We start from the raw sequence: 17,035 nt of genomic DNA, 5'->3' as shown, positions 1-17,035 counted from the left end.
CCCCCCCCCCCCCCCCCCTCCCCCCCCCCCCCCCCCCCCCCCCCAGGCCGCGTGGACTCGCGCTTGCTCATCCAGCTCGCCCCGACCGTCCCGTCGTCGTCACAGCGGCGACAGACGAGACAGCGGCGGGGAACTTCGCGCTGCTCTGCGGCGTCTCGGGCTCCTTGAATCCGGTGCCGAACAGGCGCTGCCACAGCTCGATGCTGGTCTTCTTGTCCGTGTGGCAGTAGGCGGCTTCGATCTCGCTCGTATGCACGCGGATCCGCTCGCGGAAGTAGGCATAGGTGTCTTGGGTCCAGCGGTGGTCGAACGTGACACCCGATCCGGAGGGGTCGGCGAGCGGCGGCTTTGTGGGGTTCGCCTGAAGGTAGGTGTTGAGGTCCTGAATCAAGTGCAACAAGGTCGTGGGCACGTTGGAGTAGTAGCCCGGATCGGCCAACGCCCGTGCCTCGTTGACCTGGTTGCCCAGCAGGGTCGTCAGAATGATCGAACGGGTCCCGGTGAACGAGTTCTTGTGGTCGCGTAGGTACTTCAGCAGCCGGATGACCTTGCGCAGGTTCCCGCCGGTGATGCCGTCCTGCTTGCGCATCCAGGCCGTGAAGCCGTCGGGGTCCGTCGCTTCCCACTCGTTGTCGTCCCGGTTGACGATGACACCGCGGCCGTCGCTGAGTTGCACGTACGGGACGATGTCCACGTGCATCAGGTTCTTGTACACCAGGCGCACGCAACGGCACTTGCGCGAATGCGGCATGTTTGCGTAGCGGCTGTGCCGGTGCAGGGCCGCGTACACCTTGTCGATGTAGGTCTTCGGACTGCCGTGCCAGTCCGGGTTCTCCTCCAGGACGAGGAGGAAATCGGCGTCGAACTCGTTGTCGCCGACGGGGTCGATGATGGTCCGCTGCGCCCACGAGCCCTGAGGGATCTTGCCGAGGACGAGGTGCCCGATCTCCTCATCCTCCTTCAGAGCCCGATAGATGCTGCCCACCCGGTCGTCGAGCAGCTCAAGCTTGAACCGGCTCAGGTTGACCGTGTCGATGAGCAGCGTGTTGAAGCAGGCGGTGAGCTCCACTGGACCATCCCGTACATCATCTTCATTGAAGTTCGTGAAACCGTAGCACGGGGGCACCGCAAGCAGCCGCGACACGACCGAACGGGTGAGATCGCGGTCGCCAACCTGGCATGCTGCTGTGTTGTGCTGCTCGCACTGACTGGCCGTCACCCCTTGCTGCGTGGCAACCTGCACCTGCAGGACCGCTCACACCCCGAACTGGTCATCGACGCGCGCCTTCTGGAGTTCGCAAGCCCCCTGGACCTCGCCGCCGTGGCTGCCCTGACGCACACGCACGCGGCGGGCGGAGAGGACGTCGTCATCCTCTTGCCCGAGCGTCGGGGCGTGGCCTCGTACCTGCAGCGCATGGACCTGTTGAAGCATCTGCCAGAGAGAGCCCACGCCGAGGGCGCCCTGCCGCTGGAGGTGCGGAACGATCATTCCGCCAACCTCCTGGAGGTGACCCGCTTGTCCGCGGCAGCGGTCGGTGAGGTGAATCAGCGGATCGGCTTCGTCGCCACCACCCATCTCGGCAGACGCTTCGGCAGGCAGGCATTCACTGGCCTCGGCGAGCTCATCGACAACGCGGTGAGCCACGGGGCGAGTGCTCTGGGCGCCTTCATCGCCGCGCAGGCGTACAGCGGAAAGACCACTGGCCGGCGGCGGCTGGAGGTGTCCGTCTGCGACACCGGAGTGGGAGTGCTGGATCACCTTCGCAGCAATCCACAACACTCCGACCTGGCTGACACTGTTCAGGCGCTGGAGCGCGCGCTGAGCCCCCGCGTCAGCGGTACGGGCGAGGACCGGGGCAACGGCCTCCCCGATGTTTTGCGCGGTTCGAAGGAAACGGCGATCACGAGCCTGATCTTGCGCAGTGGCAACGGCGCGGTGATGGCCAGCCAATACCGGGAGCACGCCTTCACTGCCTACCAGCGCACCCCTGACTGGGTGACGGGCACGTGGGCCTGGCTGAGAGTGTCGTTCCCCGGGTGACCTCGGCTATGCTTCAATGCGTTCAATGAAGGCGAATATGGGCGTGCTCACCTTCCCTGTCAGCGAACCAGGTACGTTTCTCTCCACCCGCGCTGCGGGAGCACAGAAGCGCGGCGAGCTCGAGACGCTGCTCAGATCTGCTAGCCCAGCGGACGTGCTGGAGATCGACTTCGCCGGTACTGAGGCCATGACCCACAGTTTCGTGGACGAGTTCCTCGGCAAGCTCTACGTGTCCCTCGCGGCGGGCGACGTGCACGCAGGTGGCGTCCGGCTGATCGGGTTGAACGAGGAGACCCGCGAGTCCGTCGCTGTTTGCCTGGAACGGCGTAAGCAGTTTGCCGTGCAAGGTGAAGACCACACGTTGCTTGGCGACACCAACGTCATGCCCGACACCTACTTCCAAGCGCGCCAGCTGCGTGCCTTCCGTGCTCAGGAACTAGCCGACGCGCTCGGCATCTCCGTCACCAACGCGAACAACAGGCTCAAACGCCTGGTGCAAGCGGGAGCTCTGAGCCGTGAGCGCGCACCCGGCCCAGAGCGAGGCGGCAAGGAGTTTCTCTACACCTTGACGTAATGACGCGCTGCTGGGGCGCGGACGCCAAAGGAACGGTAACCTTTGGCTGCGCGCACGCTGAACTGGCATGGCACTGTTGATCCGGCCACGGGCCGCAATCCTGCGCGATCTCCGCAACGCCGAAAGTCCCTGCCAGTCCTGATGCCGGGCGCAATCATCTCGGTTGCCCGGGGGCATCCCATGGAAATACCGCGGGCGCTACGTACGCCCCCACGAACGTGGCCGCATCACTGCTGCGGCGGTGGCGGAGCAGGTCGCTGGGCAGCTCGACGAAATCGCTGGCAGTCGGCGCGACGATCTCGGTGCCGTCGCCATCGTGCTCTTCGGGCGTACCGGGGCCGGCAAGGGCAGCCTTCGTGAGGCGATGAGCCACGGCAACAGCGGTTCCATCTCCCCGTGGGGCGCTTCCGACTGGACGACGGACCTCGATCCGACCGACTGGCAGAGCTGCCGGATCGTCCACACGCCCGGCGTTGCCGGGTGGGCCGGTCCACGGACCGGTCGGAGTTGGAGGACCGGGCCCGCCGGGCGTTGAACGGCGCCGACCTGGTCATGCTCTGCTCGCGTGTGCCGATCGGCAAGGCCCGGCACACGCTTTCCCTCGCGGTCCGGCAGCACGGGCATCGCATGATCATGTCTGCTGGGTGATCTTCGCGGCCGCCGCGAGGTTCTTGCATGCAATCAATTTCCGGAATCGGCGTGATCGCCGCCGTGACCTCCTCGAAGCAGCATTGCTGCGCGCGGGTTCCTCGTAAGGCCGTCGGGGGCACGCGATCACACAGAGCTCGAGGGCAGCGCGGCGTCGCGGCGGTCAGGAACGGTCATTCGCGGTGGCCTCCGTCAACTCTTTCAACTGAGCTGTGAGCGCCTTCAGTTGCCCCTCTACGGTCTCAGGGTTCAGGACCGTCTCCTCGATGACACCGACATCCACCACGTAAGTCATGCGTTCGACCGGCCCGGAAGGCCCGGTCGCGTTCACGACGAAGGTATATTCACGCGGGAGATCGGGGTGGCCCGCGAGCCTGGGCCCGGTGTCCATGGACCAGCTCCGTTGCTGTCCGGGCGGCAGCGATGGAATCCTGCGCCTCACGGCGCGGGCGAGAACTGCCTCCGTATCCGGCCCGAGGCTGCTACGGAGCGGCGGGTCGACCTCGATGGCGACATCCCGTGCGACCGTCGGCCCGGTGTTCGTCACGGTTAGGCACAATAGTTGCGACCCGACGGTGCGAGGGCGGATGTCGACGACCACGTAAGGCTCGGACCGCTCCCTACGAACCGTCTCCGCGAGCGCGAGTTGCTGCTCGGCGGATGTCGCCTGGCGTAACGCGGCGTCGGCCTGTGTTTTGACATGGATCAACGACCATCCACTGAACGCCGATGCCACCACAGAGATGACAAGCGCAGCAATTTCCATATCTGGACAATAGATGCTATAGCCGACCAATCCCGTTTCCTGGGGCGCGCCCGGCGCGTCCGTGTATGGCACCGCCTCCACGCGCCGCGAAGACAGGTCTCGCGAGTGTCGGCAGGCGTGGGGCTGGAGTTACTTGCCACTGCTGTTCGTGCCCGAGGACGGCGAGCGTCGGTGGCCTACGGCGCGATGAGGCGACAAGTCAGGAGAGTTGCCTCCACCCGCGAACATGCTGGCGTATAGCGGCTAGACAGGGCGGAGTTTCGCCGGAGCGTGCGCGAAGAGGCCCGGCGAAAGCAGCGCGGACGTCGACCTGCTCGCACAGGTCGGGCGCGCTGTGGCGCTGCTGCGCATCGCCATCAGGGATGGCGCGGGCATACCCCGGCGCTGGGAAGGGTGAACTTCCCTCCCGCGCCGTCCTCGTGACGCGGATGCCGTCACCTGCGTGTCGCACCGGGTCGGACGCTCTTCTCCGTCGGTGGCGCTGCGGGAGTCTGCTCGTCGCACCAGGCGCGATAAGCAGCGAGCAGTTTGCCTCGCTGAGACGGCCGGGCGCCGCGTAGCACCATGCGCAGTGTGATCAACTCGCGAAGTGCCCGGACAAGCCGTAGCCGCCTGCTCCGCGCGCCGGAACGACGTAGGCAGACGGCAATCAGTGCAGCAGCGCCGAGCGCCAGGAGTTGGGACGTCATCCAGATGCTCCTCGAACTCGGAGTCATGTCAGGCAGGTTTGTGTGAAGCAAGCTCGATCCGAGGATATGCCTTTCAAGGGAGATCATGTGCTCAAAGTCGATAACTTGCTGGACTCTATAGATAGTTATGTGACACTGTCCTTCTGGATCCACTCCCAGCGAGCCCTGCCTCCGCGAAGGAGACCTGTTAGTGCTCCGTGTCCGACTTGCTGCCGGTCGCCGCTACGTCGTCGGCGATGAAGAACCCCATCCGTTCACCGAGGGCCGTGAGTTCATCGGCTGGGACCAGGGCATGTCCGAACGGCAGACGACCCTGGCCGCGCGCGCCTGGTGGGCAGTTGGCCCCAAGGCCGAACGTGAACGCTTTGCGGTCGTCGTCGGCGGAGGCAGGATCCTCCAGACCATCAGGATTACCGGGTGGGCCGAGCGCGATGGACGGCGGGCCTTCGCGGGAGACCCTCTGCCAGCCGAGCACCCAGTCGCCGCGCAGTTGGTCGGCGGACCGGATCCTGTGCCGACGGGCAGCCGAAATCCGGTCGCCTACTTCGACGACCCGCTCCAGGCATGCGGCTGCGGGTGCGGTGAGACTGTCGCCGGAAGGTACGCGGCCGGGCACGATCACCGCGCGCTCTTCGACGCCATCGGCCGCGACTTCGGCGGCGACACGGCGGCGTTTCTCGACTGGTACGCCGTGCACCGCCCGGCCCCTGCGGAGCCCGTCGCCGATGCGCTACGAGAGTTGGCGTCGCTCCGCACGACGGCTGGCGACTTCGCAGACGCCGAGCGCCTCTACCTTGCTGCGGCTGACGTGGGGGACACGGACGCGCTCCGCCGACTCGCCCGTCTTCGGTCCGAAGCTGGCGACCTAGATGGCGCGGAACGCTTGGCGCGCGCCGCAGCAGATGCCGGGGACCTGAGCGCGCTGAGTCTGCTTGCATCGCTGCGTGAGGAAAGCGGAGCCCCTGCGGACGCGTTCCGCCTGTATCGCGAGGCAGAGGCAGCTAGGCAGTTCGCTGAGGATCGCCTCCGAGTTCTGCAAACGACCCGCATGATCTCCCACGGCGTCTCCATCGGTTCGTTTCGGGCCTCCACCCAGCTCGCACCGCTGACCGACATCGATCTGCTGGCGGATCCTCGATACGTGCCCGGGAAGGGAGAGACGGAGGTTGGCCACGCGGACCATTGAGCGTACGCGTCGGCGGTCCCGCCGCAGACCGCGTCGCGCGAAAGCCAGGGCGCACAGCCGAGATGGTGAAGTCACGCTGAAGCGCCAGGCGCCCTTCTGGTCGACACAGCCCTGATGGGTTTATCGCGCTCACGAATCGACCGGACACCCGGATTCCCTCTCACGGATCACGGCGCGCCGGCCCGGTACGCGCCCTCGCGGGCGCCCACACCTACGAAGGTGCTGATGTATCCGCCCAACACGGGAACAGGCCGCTCGCGTAGCGGTCCCGACTGCGCCCGCACTGATCGGTAATCGCCATGCCGTCCTTGCCGATCCCGCGCCTGGGCCAACGCGTACTGGTCCTAGTCTTGTTCGTGCCTCTCACGGCGCTGGTCACTGTCGCACTCGCGCCCGCATTGCTCGTGCTCCCGTTCTGGCCAGGTGGTCCGGACCGGGCCATCCGCCTTCTTGAGGCATACGGCGCACACATCCTGGTGCTGCTTGACGGCAGCCGAGATCGACGCCAGCCACCTGGCCCCGCAGCCTCGCTCCAAACAGGAGGCAGCCATGACCCGCGACGTTGATTCATCAACGGTCTCACCTGGCGCAGTCGTCACCGTACACACCCAGCCCGCCGACAACGGAGACAAAACCGCCGTGCGGGTGTTCGCGTTCGGGCGACGCGCGGACGGCACCGCACTCACCACCGCCGACGCCGCAGGCCCCTTCGCCGTCGAGAGACTAATCCGCGACGGCCGGGTGGACCGCGAGGCCGCGCAGTCCCTCTTTCCCCGCGCCACGATCCGGGCGGTCCGCATCCTGCAGAACGCCCCTGGGCGCCGCTCACCGCAGGCCACAGACTTGGGCAGCGCCGTGTGTTCGGTCCCGGCGAACAGCGAACTCCTGGTCCGAGCCAGCGTGACGCCGCCCGAAGGCCGGCCCCCGGACTTGCCCGGCCCGACACTGACCCTCATGAAGGCGCTGTCGGTCGAGGGCTGTGCCATGGTCTGGATCGACCCTGAATCGCATGCGTTGAGGGGCTCTGCCGAATGTCGGTTGCTCACCGACATCGTTGAATTCCACCGCGAAGCGCGGACGCGCGCTGCGGCGTCCGGCCTCCGCCGACCCGACTGGATGCCCCTCGAATATGCGCACCTCGTCGACGCACCGACCACCGTCAAGCGCGTCATCGACCAAGGCTGGCCCGGGCATTGGCAGGCCGACCTCGTGAAGCTGGAATTCCACCAGATCACCAACATCACCGTGCTGTGTACCGCGTGCCATACGCTATACGACCAGCAGAAGACTCTCTCTCCAGCGGTTGTTGCAGCGGCGGCGCGCGCACTCTGGGCTCGGCCGCATGCCAAGGACGCGCTCCTCAGCTTCGTTCGAGGCTCACTTCGCATGCGGTCTGGGCACACCCCGGACGGGACCAACATCGCGCTCGCGGTCAATCTCTTGGCCACCTACCACCCAGGTGAAGCCCCGTTCGACGTCTCGCCCGACGGACAACTCAAGAAGCACATCCGATTCGGGGTCGACCCAATCCTTGGTGCCATCCACGGCCGCATGCTCGACGAGCCGTAGGAGGGCGCGGCTGTGACGGGGAGCAGAACATTCGGCGATAGAGCAGGACCACTCCCTTTGAGGCGCCGCACGGCTGAGATCGCGGACGCCTGTGGGCGTTACGCCGGGTCACTCTCTGCGGATTGTGTCCGACACGCCTGCGTCGGTCTGCCGTGGGATGTGGCGGCTCCGGCTGGGCGTTTGCACTGCGCCGCGAAGGTGTCCGCGCAAGCCCACGCGCAGCGCGGGGAGCGGGGCGGCGGCCCCGAGGCGGTGCAGGAACTCCGGTACGTCCCAGGTGATCAGGCCGCCTTGGCGGGACAGGTACAAGCCCACCCGGTCGATCCGGTACTGGTCGTCGTAGTCCAACAGCAGGTAGCCGGCGAGCTGGTAGATCTCCTCGCGGCCCAACCGCCGGGGATCTTTGGTGGCTTTGCAGTCGAGCAGCAGGCCGTCGAGGATGAAGTCGGCGTCGGCGCCGCCGAGGTCGCCGCTTCCGGCGAACACCGGCCCGCACACCCTGGCCTGAGGCGGCAGGCCGCGGAACGGCCGGAACGGGGCGTCGGCGAGCCGCATCTGGGCCGCGATGTCGTCGAGGACGTACCCGGGCACGGCGGCGGTGAGGTCTTCCAACTGGGTGTCGGGGGTGGCCTTGGCGAGCAGGCTGAAGCGGCGCAGGGCACCGCTGCGGGCAATGTCTTCGAAGTACGCAGCGACGAAGCAGAGCCGGATGACTGCGTCTTCGTCCAGGTGACCGGGACTGTCGAGGTAGCCGTGGATGGCGGCAAGGAGCCGGGTGCCTGCCGTGTGCAGCGCCTTCCTGGTCGCCAGGGGCGGTGCGCCCTGGAACGGCGCGGCACCCCTCACGGCCATGACGCCGAGGGCAACGGCCGGACCAAGGCGGCTGCCGAGGCCCAGACGCAGCCGGTAGTCGATGGCGTGGCCGAGCGCCGACCAGTCCGGGTATCGGACGTCGATCGGCTGGATGGGGTGCGGGAGCCCGGTGATGCGGGACTGGTAGTCCGCGATCAGGCGGGCGCTGCGCGGGAGCGTTGAGGCCATGAACTGTGACACGGGCGAGGAGTCGTACTTGAGTTGGCTGGTCAGGCTCAGTTCGATCATCGGGTGTCCGGCCGCGGTTCCGTCCTGGCCCGCTCGCGTCATCGCGGCCTCGTAGCCGTCGATCCAGGCGACGCCGGTCGGGTCCAACACGGTGCGGGCGCGGGTGACGGCGACGTAGATGAGCCGGGCCTCGGCCGGGTTGAGTCCGCGCTGCCGGCCTTCGTCGTCCACGGACGGGGCCTCGAAGCCGTCGCCGATGCGGACTTGGTCCCACTCGCGGCCCTTGGCCTTGTGCGCGGTGGAGACGACGACCTTTGCCGTGGCCTCGCCGCACAGCCGGTCCACGGCGTGCATGATCTGGTCGGGGCCGTGTTCGTCGACGAGTTTCACGATGGCCCTCAGGTCCTGGCCCGCCGTGTCGTGCTCCACGTAGTCCTGGACTTCGGCCCAGGTCCGGAACAAGAACAGCTCCGGGTGGCTGGTCTGCTTGCCGGCCTTGAGTTCCTTGGCGGCCTGCGCGATGCGCTGCAGTGCGGCGCCGCCGCCGGCCAGTGCCACCGGCACGCCTTCGTCCAGGAGCGTGAAGACCTCCTGCATGGCGTCCGCGTTGCCCCGGCACAGCACGGCGTCGGGCTGCGGGGACGCGCCGATGCGGGAGGCGGGGCCGCGGCCGGTGATCTGCATTTCCGAGTCGGCGTGCCGCAGCCAGCGGTTGGCCACCTCGGCGATCCCCGGACCGAACCGGAACGACTGGGTCAGGCGCAGGTGTTCGGCCGGGAAGCCGGTCATCACGTCCCGCGCGTTGCGCCAGCCGTAGATCTGCTGGGCGGGGTCACCCACGCACACGCGCTGCGCGTCCTGGGCCAGGAACACCTCCTCCAAGACTGGATTGGTGTCCTGGGCCTCGTCCAGGAGCACGAAGTCCGCCGGCAGCACGGGGCTGCCCATCGCCCACAGTTTCATGTAGTAGGGGTGGCACCCGAATACGCAGGAAAGGGGCCGTCATCGCTGACTGTTCGTCAGTTTGGGTTGTACGGCGCGGGCGTTCGGAATCGGTCGTTTTTTGAGCAAGATCACCAACGGGTGCCCGACGGGCCGACCCCGGCCGTGATCCTGCGCGTGTGCTTCTCGGGGGTCGAGTAGGAACGGACCAGAGACTGCAGTTTGGTGTCACATGAGTTGACACTCAGCGTGCGGCCTGTGCGTCGTGTTCGCGGAGCATGCGCATGACGGTTGCGGCGGACGGGTGTTCACCGCGTTTCTTGCCCGTGCGGATGACCAGTCGGGCGGCGATCTCGCGAAGGGAGAGGCTCTCTTCGTCGCGCAGGCGCACCGCGGTGGCGAGCATGTCGCCGTCGGAGACTTTGACGCCGCCGATCACCTTGCCCTTGGCGCGGGCGGTCTCCTGGCCTTCGAGGGTCTTGTCTCGGATGTAGTCGCGTTCGGACTCGGCCATGGCGGCGAAGAAGGCGAACAGGGCGGCGCCGTGTCCGGCCGGGTCGTGCCGGCCGGCCAGCGGGCCGGTCAGAAACTCCAGCTCGATCTCCGCGTCACGCAGTTCCTCGGCGACCTTCAGCAGTTCCAGTGCGCCGCGGCCGAGTCGCTTCATCTCGTGCACGACCAGGGTGACCCTCGCCCCGAGGGCTCGATACTCGCGGGCGGCGGCCAGGGTCGCCTTCATCTCCGGCCGTTCGCGGACGCGGGTGCTGACGCGTTCGGAGAACAGGCGGTGCACCCCGGCGGCTTCGAGGGCGTCGAGCTGCGACTGGATCTCCTGGGTGCGGGTCGAGACGCGGGCGTAGCCGAGGCGGACCTCCATCGGTACGGGCACGGCCGCGGGCGATGCGGCGGGCAGCGCGGCCCACGCTGATCCGGGGTGGCGTACGGCCGGGGTGGCGACGTGGAGTTCGGCGCGCAGCGCCGGGACGAGCTGGAAGCGCGCGGTGTGGTACTTGAGCGCGACCTTGCCCGCAGTGGTCCGGCACGGGGAGCCGGCCGGGGCCCGGCAGGTGGACATCGGGCAGGAGTGCGCTTCGACGAGCCGGTGCGGTTCGGTTGTCACGCCGGAATTGTTTCAGGAATGCGTTCCACTCATCAAGGAGAAGGAAACGACCCATGCAACACGGTGACCTGGGCGGACGTCCCAGACTGCGGGTGTTGCAACGGGGACCACACATGAAACACCGGTGCCCGGTCGGTGCCCCGCTCGTCGGGTGCGGCCAGGATCCACATCAGCACTGTCCGTATGCCGTACGTGTAGTGCCAATCGCCCCAACTAGATGAGTGATCTGGGTCACAATTCCTGAGCAGGAGGGCGGGTGGTGCATCGGCGTTGATGACGGCCGACCCCGGGACGGGTGTTCCCACGGCCGAAGACGAGGAGGCACGGCCGTGGAACTGATAGTGGTCTGGGCGCTGGCAGTGGTGCTGCCCGCAGTGGCGGCGTACTTGCAGGCGAAGGCGCGCGCCGAGGTGATCCGTGCGAGGGCGGAACTGCGCAGGGCGGGCCAGGGACCGACGCCCGAGAAGATGGTGAAGGAGGCGGCTGCGGCCAAGCGCGGCAAGAGGCGGGGGCGCCGAAGTGGATGAGGAGTACGACCGGGGCGACCCAGCTGCGGCGTACGCTGCGGAGTATCCCCGCATGATCGGCCTGGCCGCGAAGCTGATGCGCGACGCCGGCATCGGGCCGCACCATCTCTCCCCCGAAGACGTCGTGCAGTCGGCTTGGGCCAGCACCTTGGCGCAGGACGACGTCGAAGACTTCACTGCGTACGCCTACAGGTGCATCCGCAACTGTGTTCGCCAAGAGGCGCGGCGCAAGAGCGCGGAGCCCGTGGAGGACCCGGCCGCCTGCTCTCCTCCCTCAACGAGCACCACGTACAGCGACGAGGTTGTGGTGCGTGTCGATGTCGAGCGAGCCCTAAGGCGGCTGCCCCCGCTCCGACGGCGGCTGCTGGTCGACGCTGACATGGACGGGCGCACGCACCGCGAGATCGCGGCCGAGCATGGCAAGAGCCCTGGCTGGGTGACCTACCACGTCATGGAGGGCCGGGCTCTCCTTACAGCGGCACTGATGTGCCTCGTTGCCGTCGCGATCCTCATGGCCCCGGCCGGGGACCCCCGGAGCCGCCCCGCCGCCCCGATCGTGGAGCGGGAGTTGGTGGAACCTCCCGTTGGTGTCGCACCGAACGTGTGCCGCGATCCGGTGGCCGTCCAGGTCGGTTCCACCATCGCCTTCGCACAGGTGACCCCCCGCGCGGCCAAGACATGCACGACGTCCAGGACGGTTTGGGTGGCGTGCTACTCCGCCGGAGAGTGGGAGCAGGCGATCCCCCCCGCGACCAGGTCGCAGCTCCTCAAGGTCGGGGCCTGGGATGTCGTCCTTCGCACGGCGGCGGGCATGGTGGCAGCCGTCATCTTCCCGGCGGAGCCGGGGTGTGCCCCTGTCTGGTCTGTCCACCCTCCGGTAGCACCGGTTCCCGTCCTGCCGCTCTCTCCGACTTCAGCGTCTGGCTTCCAGCCGATGCCGGTGACGACGGTCCCTGCACCGCCGCCGTCCCCAAAGGGCAGTGCTAGCTCGTCAGATGCGGGGATCCCAACGCCGTTGCCGTGCCGCGGACTTCGCTCGATGCGGCACCGGCGTTGCGGTTGTCGAGTGAGTCCGGCGCGACTCGCCGCCGGTCAAGGGGAAGCCATGCCCAGGCTGGGTAAATTTCCATGTGTCGAATCCGATTCCCGCGCACCGTAAGGACTGCGCGGCTCCGGCCGAGGGCGCCCGGATGACCACTCATGAAACATAGGCTGGCTTTCCGCGTGCGAGAACCACCCGCGAGATTGACGATTGAGTCACGAGACACTCCGCGCGTCGGCGGCCAGGTCGCTGACTGCTCGAAACTCGGCGGTTGCGATATGGCTACGATCACCGGCTTCCTTGGCGACGACGATCCGCTGAGGTTCGTACGACAACAGCTTGAGATGTACAAGAAGATGCAGAAGGCGATGCAGCCCGCGCTGCCCCCGCAGGTGCTGCGACCATCTGCAGTCGTTGCGAACTTGGAGCGGCTGACGACCCAGATGGAGCAAATGCGGGGCGGGATCTTGTCGGTTGCAGTCTCGTCCCACCTCGCTTCCCCCTTGGCAATGGTCGCCAGCAGCTCGGTAGCCACGTGGCCCCAACTCTCGACGCTCCCACGCTGGCAAGACCAACAGCGAGCCCTGCTGTCGGGCCTCGAACTGCTGGAACGCATCCAATCCCCAACGCTGCCGCCCCCGGTGCTCGCCGATGCACGCTCGTTGCTGGAAGCGCTCGATGAGCCGACGGTGGCAGGCCTGGCTGATCCAGAAGAGCCAACAAGCGACGAGGTTGATCAAGCCGAGGAACTGGTCGCCGAACTAACCCCTGCTGTCGCGGAGCTGGCTCCTGACCAGGCGCGTACCGCAGTGAAGTATCTGGCTATGGCGTTGGGCTTCGCCCTCTATATCCAGGCCTTCCTGGCTTCCCCCGAACTCGTTCTTCTCCTGGGTGTCGTGGGCATCGAGGCACTGGACGTCGCCCGCAAGGCCGGCGCGGCCGCGCTGAAAGCTTGGGACAAGCTCCATCCCCCGGCGTCGAACGATCAATAGTCCCCCACTGCGCTACACCACGGGTGTCCGAGGCCTCTGCGAGACTTCATCCGTGGCGGGCCAGCCGGGACTGCGGAAGGCAGTGAGCGCTGCGGTGCGAGCGTTGCACGGCTCGCACCGTGAGATGACCGCGCTCGCGGTGGAGATCGGGTTGCCGATGCCTGCCGAGGAGTCGGGCACCAAAGCCGAGCGCGTGCAGGCCTGTCTTGAAGCGCTCGTGGACGACGACCTCCTGCCGATCGCCCGGCGCTTTCTCGACCACGAGCGCGTCGTGCTGCGCGTGCCGGACAGGTTCGCGCTCGAAGACGCCGTCTGGGCGATGGGCCCGGTGACCCCGTTCCCGGGCCGGGCCAGGCGCGATGTCGCCCAGGTGCTCGACCTCGACGAGTTCGTCCGCCGCCCGGAACGGTTCGAGCACCTGCTGGAACGCTTCTGGCATCTGGACGACGATCCGATCCACGATCCGTTCAGCGCGTGGGTTGAGTCGACGAGAAGTCGCCGTGCGCTGCTGCGTCGGCACGTGTTCCGCAACCGTGGGGACTGGACTGCCGAGGAACTCTTCGAGCAGTTGGGCATGTTCGAAGCCCAGGCACCGCGGTTCGGCCGCTTCCTCGAAGATATGGTCGCCCCCTCCACCCTCCCGGACGCCGATGCGCAGGCCCGGGTCGTTGAGGCGCTGAACGTGCCGCTGGTGCTGGCCGGGCTCCGTCTGGAGCAGGCCGGCGAATGCGACGGCTACCCAAGCTTCCAACTCATACGCAGCGGCCCCGGCACCGCAGCCCGCCGCCCCAAGACCCTGATCTTCGCCACACACGACAAGCCGGACATCCGCTTCCGCGACGTCGTCGACCACGACATCGAAGTCCTCCAGGGCAGAGACAAGGTTCTCGTCTACGACCGGCCGATCGGCCCCGGCGGCCTCAACTGGCGTGATCTGCAGCAGTGGTGGCAGGACGAGACCGGGATCGGCGACCCGAACCGCGCCAAAACCGACCTCTACAGCCGTCTCCTGGAATCCATGCCGTCCGACGAGGTCTCCCCGCAACGCCACATGTTCCGCCTCTACCACCGGATCCACGGCCCGCGAGTGTGGACGCTGCCCGCGCTGCTGCCTGAGGTCTGGGCGCACTGGGACCACAAGACCAAGTGGCAACGCGGAGCGCAGGCCCTGCTGGAGCAACGGATGGACTTCCTCCTGCTCCTGCCTCACGGCCACCGCGTTCGGCTGGAAGTCGACGGCCGCCACCACTACGAGACGTCGCAGAACTACGAGAGGACCGTGCGCGCCGACCGCGAGATGACCCTGCGCGGTTACGCGGTCTACCGGTTCAGCTCCACAGAACTGAGCGACCCGCACCAGGCCGACACCCTTCTGACCCGCTTCTTCACCGACCTGTTTGCCGCCCACCGCCTGTCACCTGGTGCCGAGCCCCGGTGACGCCGCGCGGCGGCCGAGGTCGTTTAGCCACCCGCTGAATCCGTGGGCCATTAACGAACGTGTGATGGGCCCCAAACGAGCGGCGTCATCTTCAGCGGCGGTGTCGGCCCGGCATGACTGCCCGTGCCGTTGGCGGGCGGGCTACCCGAGTACTACACCGGTCGCTTGGTTGAGCAGCACCGTGGCCTTTTTTAAGTGCTCGTCTTTGAACTGCCGGGCGGTTTTACGCTGATCGGGTGAGCGTTGGCAAGGTCGTACGCCTGCCGCAGCGGAGGCCGGAGAGGCTGTGTCCGTTCTGCGGCGCGTTGGTTCGGCCGGAGTCGCGGCCGGAGAAGGTGTATTGCTCGTCGAAGTGCCGGTCGGCGCAGTGGCGGCTGGTGCGGCGGAGCCGGGCGAAGGTCGCGGCGCTGGTCAGGGGTATCGAGGCGCGGGTGCGGTGCCCTGAGTGCGGGGCGATGTGGACGGCCGGGGTGGAGCGTGCGACGCGGGCGGTCTACTGCTCGGACCGGTGCCGGGTACGGGCGTGTCGGCGCCGGAAGGCTAATTGCTGAGGGCGCGCGACCGCAGTCGGTACGTGGCCGGCGTTGTCACGATTCGGTGAAGGGGGTTGGCAGCGCTCTCGGCTGCGTCCGGATAGCCCGAATAGTGCCGTTCGTTTGAGTGTTGCAGTAACGGTGATGCGAACGCCTGGCAGTCGGTGATGGGAACGCGCGGGTGGCGCGCGGTAGTTCGCCTCCCGCGCCTGGCCGGTGCTCCTGCCGACCGGCGTGCGCGTCGCTTGACACTTGGCTCGCGCCGGCCGGGTTCGCATCGGCCGCATCGGTCGTCCCCGGCGCGGCGGAGGCGGTGGTTGCCGTGTCGGAGATGGTGGGGCACGTCAGCAAGGAGCGTTTCGAAGAGCTGCTGCGACGCGGCCGCGAGCTGGTCGACCGGGTCACGCGGTCGCAGCTGGAGCTGGGCGACATGGCGTTGGAGATCGAGCCGATGGGGACGTGGGGCGGCGAGCACGCGGCAGGCGAAGAGCAGGTCTACACGGTCGAGTCTGCGATCGGGATGTTCGCCGAAGGACTCGGGCTGGCGACCAGCACGGTGCTGAGCTACCGGTGGACGGCGTCGCGCTGGCCGGTGGAGCGGCGGCGGCCCGGGGTGTCGTATTCGGTGTTCGAGGTCCTGGCGTCGATCCCGGACGCGGCCGAGCGGTTCGCGACGGTCGCGGACGAGCCGGTGAACGAGCGGACCGGCCGGACGGGGTGGTGGCTGGACGAGGCCAAGCGGGTGGTCGGCCGACGCGTGAACCACCCGACGTCGCGGCAGGAGCGGGTGGAGAAGATCCGCGACCTGGCCCGCGACGACACTGTCGCCGCCCTCGCGACGGCGGACCTGCTGCGCAGGCCGGAGGTCGCCGCGGCGGCACTGGGCGACACGGCCGCGAAGCGAATGGTCAACACGGTGCAGTTCGAGGACAGTCGCGCCGCCGCCGAGGTCGCCGCCGACCTGCTGCGGCGCCCCGAGGTCGCTGCCGAGGCGATGAGCGACACGGCTGCGAAGCAGGTGGTCAACAAGGTCCAGTTCGAGGACGCCGGCGCGGCCGCGGAGACCGCGACCGAGCTGCTGCGCAGGCCGGCGGTCGCGCGGCGGGCGATGAGCGACCCGGCCGCACGCAGCGCGGTCAACACCGCCCAGTTCGACAACTCCCGGCAGTTCGGCGAGGGCCTGCGTGAGCGGTTCCCGGCGCTGGACCGGGTCGAGCGGACCGCGCAGTTCATCGACCTGATCGGCGTCTGCGTCGGCTTCGTCACCAGCGCCGGGCGGGTCATCCCGTCACTGCGTGGGCACGAGTTCACCGACGACGAGCGCGCGGTGGTGGCCTCGAACATCGCCCGCATCCGCGCCACCGCGGATTGGCTGGAGTCGGTCCTGGAGACCGGCGCGGTCGACCTGGACGGCGCGCTCGCTCGCATCCTGCAGGGCGAGTAGGCCATGGCGCGCCCCGCGTTGCCGCCGAACGTGAGCGGCCAACGCGTGAGGGTCGCGCTGCTGGAAGCGCGGCCGGCGGGCCTGCACATGCCCCATCTGACGATGGCGACCGAGTTGTCCCGCAGCCAGGCACGCCGAGGCATCGCCTATCTGCGCGACACTGCGGCCGAGCTCGGCCTCACCCCATTGATTTGGGACCGCATGAACGGATATCGGTTCAGTTCAGACCCCGAGGACTGGGTGGCCTACGAACTGCGGGCCTTTCGCAAGGAGATGACGGCGATTCGGCGGATCGTCACCGGCTGCGTGATCCCGCACTCGCTGCTGCGGCCCGACGACGAGGACGTCAAGCTCATGCTCGGCCAGCTGACCGGAGTCGAGTCGGGCTTCGAATACCTCATCAGGCAGCTGGAACGCACCCGCAAGACCGCCTGAAGCCTCCCCACGAGGAAGGAACAAAGGGGGGCGTGGCCCGCGCTGCGG

15 protein-coding genes are annotated in these 17,035 nt (G+C 67.8%); 11 read left to right on the top strand and 4 right to left on the bottom strand.

Annotated features, from left to right (window positions below):
• Window positions 1-67 precede the first annotated feature (67 nt).
• Entirely contained in the window at window positions 68-1,069 is a 1,002-nt protein-coding gene (locus tag ACRX5S_RS31120; protein ID WP_436776498.1) for an SMODS domain-containing nucleotidyltransferase, read from the bottom strand.
• Window positions 1,070-1,192: 123 nt separating this feature from the next.
• Between ACRX5S_RS31120 and ACRX5S_RS31115 the strand changes: the two genes are divergently transcribed.
• The 3 genes from ACRX5S_RS31115 to ACRX5S_RS31105 all read left to right on the top strand — a co-directional run bounded on the left by ACRX5S_RS31115 (window position 1,193) and on the right by ACRX5S_RS31105 (window position 3,263).
• Complete coding sequence (locus tag ACRX5S_RS31115; RefSeq protein WP_436776497.1) at window positions 1,193-2,041, top strand: hypothetical protein; 849 nt, start codon at window positions 1,193-1,195, stop codon at window positions 2,039-2,041.
• Between the two features lie 25 nt (window positions 2,042-2,066).
• Window positions 2,067-2,615, top strand: coding sequence for an STAS-like domain-containing protein (locus ACRX5S_RS31110; protein ID WP_436776496.1), 549 nt, complete (start codon window positions 2,067-2,069; stop codon window positions 2,613-2,615).
• Window positions 2,616-3,095: 480 nt separating this feature from the next.
• Window positions 3,096-3,263, top strand: a complete 168-nt coding sequence (locus tag ACRX5S_RS31105; RefSeq protein ID WP_436776495.1) for a hypothetical protein — start codon at window positions 3,096-3,098, stop codon at window positions 3,261-3,263.
• A gap of 163 nt (window positions 3,264-3,426) precedes the next feature.
• On the opposite strand, the gene ACRX5S_RS31100 is transcribed toward ACRX5S_RS31105, so the two are convergent.
• Window positions 3,427-4,029, bottom strand: a complete 603-nt coding sequence (locus tag ACRX5S_RS31100; RefSeq protein ID WP_436776494.1) for a hypothetical protein — start codon at window positions 4,027-4,029, stop codon at window positions 3,427-3,429.
• Between the two features lie 879 nt (window positions 4,030-4,908).
• On the opposite strand from ACRX5S_RS31100, the gene ACRX5S_RS31095 reads away from it, so the two are divergent.
• Window positions 4,909-5,904 carry a tetratricopeptide repeat protein gene (locus tag ACRX5S_RS31095; RefSeq protein WP_436776493.1) on the top strand — a complete coding sequence of 332 codons (996 nt, stop codon included), beginning with the start codon at window positions 4,909-4,911 and terminating at the stop codon, window positions 5,902-5,904.
• A 549-nt stretch (window positions 5,905-6,453) separates the two neighbouring features.
• Window positions 6,454-7,473, top strand: a complete 1,020-nt coding sequence (locus ACRX5S_RS31090; RefSeq protein WP_436776492.1) for a hypothetical protein — start codon at window positions 6,454-6,456, stop codon at window positions 7,471-7,473.
• Window positions 7,474-7,581: 108 nt separating this feature from the next.
• Here the strand turns inward: ACRX5S_RS31090 and ACRX5S_RS31085 are convergent, their stop codons facing one another.
• Window positions 7,582-9,462, bottom strand: coding sequence for a UvrD-helicase domain-containing protein (locus ACRX5S_RS31085; RefSeq protein WP_436776491.1), 1,881 nt, complete (start codon window positions 9,460-9,462; stop codon window positions 7,582-7,584).
• Between the two features lie 238 nt (window positions 9,463-9,700).
• Window positions 9,701-10,576 (bottom strand): recombinase family protein, encoded by an 876-nt coding sequence (locus tag ACRX5S_RS31080; RefSeq protein WP_436776490.1) that lies wholly within the window; start codon window positions 10,574-10,576, stop codon window positions 9,701-9,703.
• Between the two features lie 329 nt (window positions 10,577-10,905).
• On the opposite strand from ACRX5S_RS31080, the gene ACRX5S_RS31075 reads away from it, so the two are divergent.
• The 6 genes from ACRX5S_RS31075 (at window position 10,906) to ACRX5S_RS31050 (ending at window position 16,987) form a co-directional block, all read left to right on the top strand.
• Window positions 10,906-11,103, top strand: a complete 198-nt coding sequence (locus tag ACRX5S_RS31075; RefSeq protein WP_436776489.1) for a hypothetical protein — start codon at window positions 10,906-10,908, stop codon at window positions 11,101-11,103.
• Window positions 11,096-12,262, top strand: coding sequence for an RNA polymerase sigma factor (locus ACRX5S_RS31070; protein ID WP_436776488.1), 1,167 nt, complete (start codon window positions 11,096-11,098; stop codon window positions 12,260-12,262). The genes ACRX5S_RS31075 and ACRX5S_RS31070 overlap by 8 nt, the downstream gene beginning before the upstream one ends.
• Window positions 12,263-12,423: 161 nt before the next feature.
• On the top strand, window positions 12,424-13,137 hold the full coding sequence (locus tag ACRX5S_RS31065; protein WP_436776487.1) for a hypothetical protein: 714 nt from the start codon (window positions 12,424-12,426) through the stop codon (window positions 13,135-13,137).
• A 124-nt stretch (window positions 13,138-13,261) separates the two neighbouring features.
• Window positions 13,262-14,575 carry a hypothetical protein gene (locus ACRX5S_RS31060; RefSeq protein WP_436776486.1) on the top strand — a complete coding sequence of 438 codons (1,314 nt, stop codon included), beginning with the start codon at window positions 13,262-13,264 and terminating at the stop codon, window positions 14,573-14,575.
• 864 nt (window positions 14,576-15,439) lie between these two features.
• Entirely contained in the window at window positions 15,440-16,552 is a 1,113-nt protein-coding gene (locus ACRX5S_RS31055) for a DUF6192 family protein (protein ID WP_436776628.1), read from the top strand.
• A gap of 3 nt (window positions 16,553-16,555) precedes the next feature.
• Window positions 16,556-16,987, top strand: coding sequence for a hypothetical protein (locus ACRX5S_RS31050; protein WP_436776485.1), 432 nt, complete (start codon window positions 16,556-16,558; stop codon window positions 16,985-16,987).
• Window positions 16,988-17,035 lie beyond the last annotated feature (48 nt).

The sequence above is a fragment of the Yinghuangia sp. YIM S09857 genome (assembly GCF_051388915.1).
Classification (GTDB): domain Bacteria; phylum Actinomycetota; class Actinomycetes; order Streptomycetales; family Streptomycetaceae; genus Yinghuangia.
The sequence above is the reverse complement of the archived record's forward strand: the minus strand, read 5'-3'. Positions and strand labels throughout refer to the sequence as shown.